The following is a 3,282-nucleotide window of genomic DNA, read 5'->3' as shown; positions in this document are numbered from 1 at the left end:
GTTTCGTTACCTACTTGACCGTGACCGGACTCCAGTTGGAGTCTTTTACGTGAGAGTAAGGGGTGTGAATCCCTTAGTGGAGTAGGCTCCACGTACTAAACGACCAGTTCAGGTCGCGCTCGCTAGGCATTGCCAAGCTCTATCCGCTATTGTGGGCACTTTGAGTAATCGTGTAGTTCCGTCCTTTTTAGGGATAGGAATTTCTCTTAAACCTTTGTGCCTCCAGTTGGAGTGATGTTCGGATAGCTCATGAGCTAGTGTGAATCGTTCCTCAAATGAGAGGGACTTTTTACCATCAATTCCAGCCGTTTTCTTGCCAGAGTTTAACTGCGTTACTTGCCGGATAGCTAGTAATTTGGCTGATTGAGATTTTAAAATCAGCTTCTGTAAAGACCGCGCTTTTCGCTTGTCTCCAACTCGAACTGCTTTGTAAACTCGTTTTTGTAACCGGAAAAGTATCTTTTGGAATTTCTTCCATTTGAAGCTCTTCCATAATTCGCTAGCGATTATGCTGCGTCCAATCATGATTTACTCCAATTTGTTTATTCTGAATACCTCAGCGCAATTACGCGCTGTCCTACCCGTATCTGAGGACTTAATCCCCTCGTCTGGTCTACCGTAAGTGCGACCACCTACAGACCTCAGATACGTTTTTATTCGTTCCATCCAATCGATTGTTTGTCCCTTTAGATGTAGCCATTTCAACCGCCAGAACCCCATACTCATGCCGCTACTATTTTGATGTGCGGCGGGATACTAATCTCTGGCGTGGTCAGACATAAGGATTGCATCTGCCAACGAATGGGTTGCTTTTTAAGGCTCGGTTTCATCATGGGGACTCCCTGTTAACGCCAGTGTTACTTGCAATTAGTATCTGGTTGCGTCCTGTTCCCAGCTTCACTCTCACAAATTTCGAGTCGTGTAGGTGTGGGCAGGTAAGGATTCACGCTTGAGTTTAGCGGAAAGGACTTGCACCTTCATCAATCGGACAGTTCAAGCCTTAAAGTGCTACATGTATCGTAGCCAGCTTGGATTAGTTATGTACGGGCTTACACCGTGATTGGCTAATCAACGAATCGCACCAAAATTTATCGTTGTATCTATACTGAAGTTAGCTTTGACTCTATTGAAAATGCACGCAAGAACCTGGGAAAAAAATTAATTGAGCTTAGCCAAGAGGGAGAGGAACAGTATCCTCAAGGAGATGAAAATAGCCCACCACATTATATTTACAAACAAATTGTTGCTCCAGAAAAACTGCATCCTTATTTTCGTTACCTAGTTGAGGAACCTAGATTTGAAGCAGCTCGGAACCTAATTGAAGAGATCATCTATACATTTACTGATCCTGATGGTAATTTTATTCGAGACTTTCAGACGAGTGGGTTTGATGCAAGACTCTGGGAAATCTTTCTATATGTTTATCTTCATGAGTCGGGCTTCAACATAGATCGTTCTTTCAATGCACCTGATTACGTTGTGGAGCGATTAGATCAGGTAATCTGCATTGAAGCTGTCACCGTAAATCCCAGCAGACACAAACAAGATCTGCCAGAGCCGACGAATCAAGCAGAATTAGATGAACGGCTTAGGGATTATATGCCTATTAAGTTTGGAAGCCCTCTGTATTCAAAGCTAAATAAGAAATACTGGGAAAAGGAGCACGTTAGTGGTAAGTCACTGGTAATTGCAATACATGATTACCACCGAACTGGATCAATGGTATGGTCAAGAACTGCCTTGTCCGAATATCTTTATGCTAAGCGCATTAGATTAACAAAAGATAGTAATGGTAATAAGAGCATAATTAAAGAAGATATTGATTTTCATGAGTATGAGGGCAAAAAAATCCCGTCAGGCTTTTTCAAGCTTCCAGAATCTGAGAATATTAGTGCAGTTTTATTTACTAATAGTGCAACTATTACAAAATTTAATAGAATGGGGAAGATTGCTGGTCTTGGCAGTCAAGATATCAAAATGATTAGAGTTGGAAAACTTTTTGATCCAGATCCAGAAGCATTTGAGCCAATTCCTTTTTCAATTGACATCGACCATCCATCTTATCAAGAAGTATGGTCAGAAAGTATAGTTATGTTTCATAATTCAAATGCTTTATATCCTGTAGATCCAGCATTATTTCCAGATATTACACACATAAGATTTCATGATGGCGATTACCAGGAAATCACTAGACCATATGATGTAATGTCATCAGTTACTATAGTTATTACGCCCACAGATAAGTTTGAAGATTAGATTTTAGCTAAAGATGATCGATGAGGAGCGGTCTAACAGCCCCAATGCACCGGAACGTAGTAAGTTGGTCGGTTGAGTTGCAAAGGTTGTCTGCGTCCGGTGATTGGGAACGTTATCTCCTTGAGCTACTAGCATTGCCCCAGATTTCGTTAGCGCACTTCAATAACTCTTGCCTTGTGCCAGACCCTCATCGATCTCGCTAAAGCGCGAAAATCTCTTTTTTGCTGCCTTAGACAAGAAGACAAAATTCTGTTATCCAGCCCTCGTCACAGGTATGTGGCGGGGTTTTGTGATAACGCCAGAAAACAAAATAGATTCATTACCTGTCGGGGGTGAGTGCCCTTATAGAAATTCTCCCCCCGTCACCCGCTGACGATCGCGACGATTGGTACTCGCCAACTTCGGCTTAGAACGCTCTTGCTGAGACACCCTCGGCACACGCACCGAACGACCCCGCCTCCGCGCTGACAACCCCGATCGCTCGAACGAATCATCCTCATCGACCCCCCGCGTTATCAAACGAGCATCGATCGTAAATACCCGTTGCCCATTATGCAGCGCGTGCAAGTTTTTAGGTCAGCGAATATCCTCATAGAACTTCTTGAGATAGTCTGCCGAGACCCCAATCCCCCATAAAACCCCGACGTAAAGGTAGATCGCGGTTGCTTTCCATGCTCCCCAATAAGCAACGCGCCGATCGGACGACTGAACGACGCGATTCACCTGTCGAATTCGCCCTTTTTGTACCAAACGCAAACACAGATCGCCATCTTCCATAATCGGGAGTGTCTCATCAAAGCCACCGCACTCCCAAAACTCAGCCCGACGACAAAACATTACCTGATCCCCGAACAAAAGGCGCAATCCTCTAAAGAACAAATGGGGTCTAAACCCCGTCTAACATGAAACCCGTAGTTTCTCTTCTTCAGGATCGAGGTGATTTTTCACCCATAATCGATCGGCAAGAGAAATAGGCGATCGATTGATACGATGCTGAAAATCATCAACAGCTCGAATTAAATCGCT

Annotated in this window: 3 protein-coding genes and 2 pseudogenes; 1 reads left to right on the top strand and 4 read right to left on the bottom strand. The window is 43.8% G+C overall.

Features of this window, described 5'->3' with window-relative positions:
• Nucleotides 1-123: 123 nt before the first annotated feature.
• Nucleotides 124-525 (bottom strand): annotated as a pseudogene (locus ACEW9J_RS18045) (reverse transcriptase N-terminal domain-containing protein); the annotation flags it as partial.
• Nucleotides 526-1,479: 954 nt separating this feature from the next.
• Between ACEW9J_RS18045 and ACEW9J_RS18040 the strand changes: the two are divergent.
• Complete coding sequence (locus ACEW9J_RS18040) at nucleotides 1,480-2,256, top strand: hypothetical protein (protein WP_373546489.1); 777 nt, start codon at nucleotides 1,480-1,482, stop codon at nucleotides 2,254-2,256.
• 3 nt (nucleotides 2,257-2,259) lie between these two features.
• On the opposite strand, the gene ACEW9J_RS18035 is transcribed toward ACEW9J_RS18040, so the two are convergent.
• The 3 genes and pseudogenes from ACEW9J_RS18035 to ACEW9J_RS18025 all read right to left on the bottom strand — a co-directional run.
• Nucleotides 2,260-2,391 (bottom strand): hypothetical protein, encoded by a 132-nt coding sequence (locus ACEW9J_RS18035; RefSeq protein ID WP_373546488.1) that lies wholly within the window; start codon nucleotides 2,389-2,391, stop codon nucleotides 2,260-2,262.
• A 207-nt stretch (nucleotides 2,392-2,598) separates the two neighbouring features.
• The gene (locus ACEW9J_RS18030) at nucleotides 2,599-2,823 is read right to left on the bottom strand and encodes a hypothetical protein (RefSeq protein WP_373546487.1); all 225 of its coding nucleotides are present in this window, start codon (nucleotides 2,821-2,823) and stop codon (nucleotides 2,599-2,601) included.
• Nucleotides 2,824-2,832: 9 nt separating this feature from the next.
• Nucleotides 2,833-3,147, bottom strand: a pseudogene (locus ACEW9J_RS18025) (glycosyltransferase); the annotation flags it as partial.
• Nucleotides 3,148-3,282 lie beyond the last annotated feature (135 nt).

The organism is Chamaesiphon sp. (genome assembly GCF_041737865.1).
Classification (GTDB): domain Bacteria; phylum Cyanobacteriota; class Cyanobacteriia; order Cyanobacteriales; family Chamaesiphonaceae; genus Chamaesiphon.
Note: the sequence above shows the minus strand (reverse complement) of the source record. Positions and strands in the feature narration are given on the sequence as shown.

Bases quoted from the DNA above. Each gene is read 5' to 3' on its own strand.
- ACEW9J_RS18035 (WP_373546488.1), bottom strand. From the start codon at position 2,391: ATGCTAGTAGCTCAAGGAGATAACGTTCCCAATCACCGGACGCAGACA.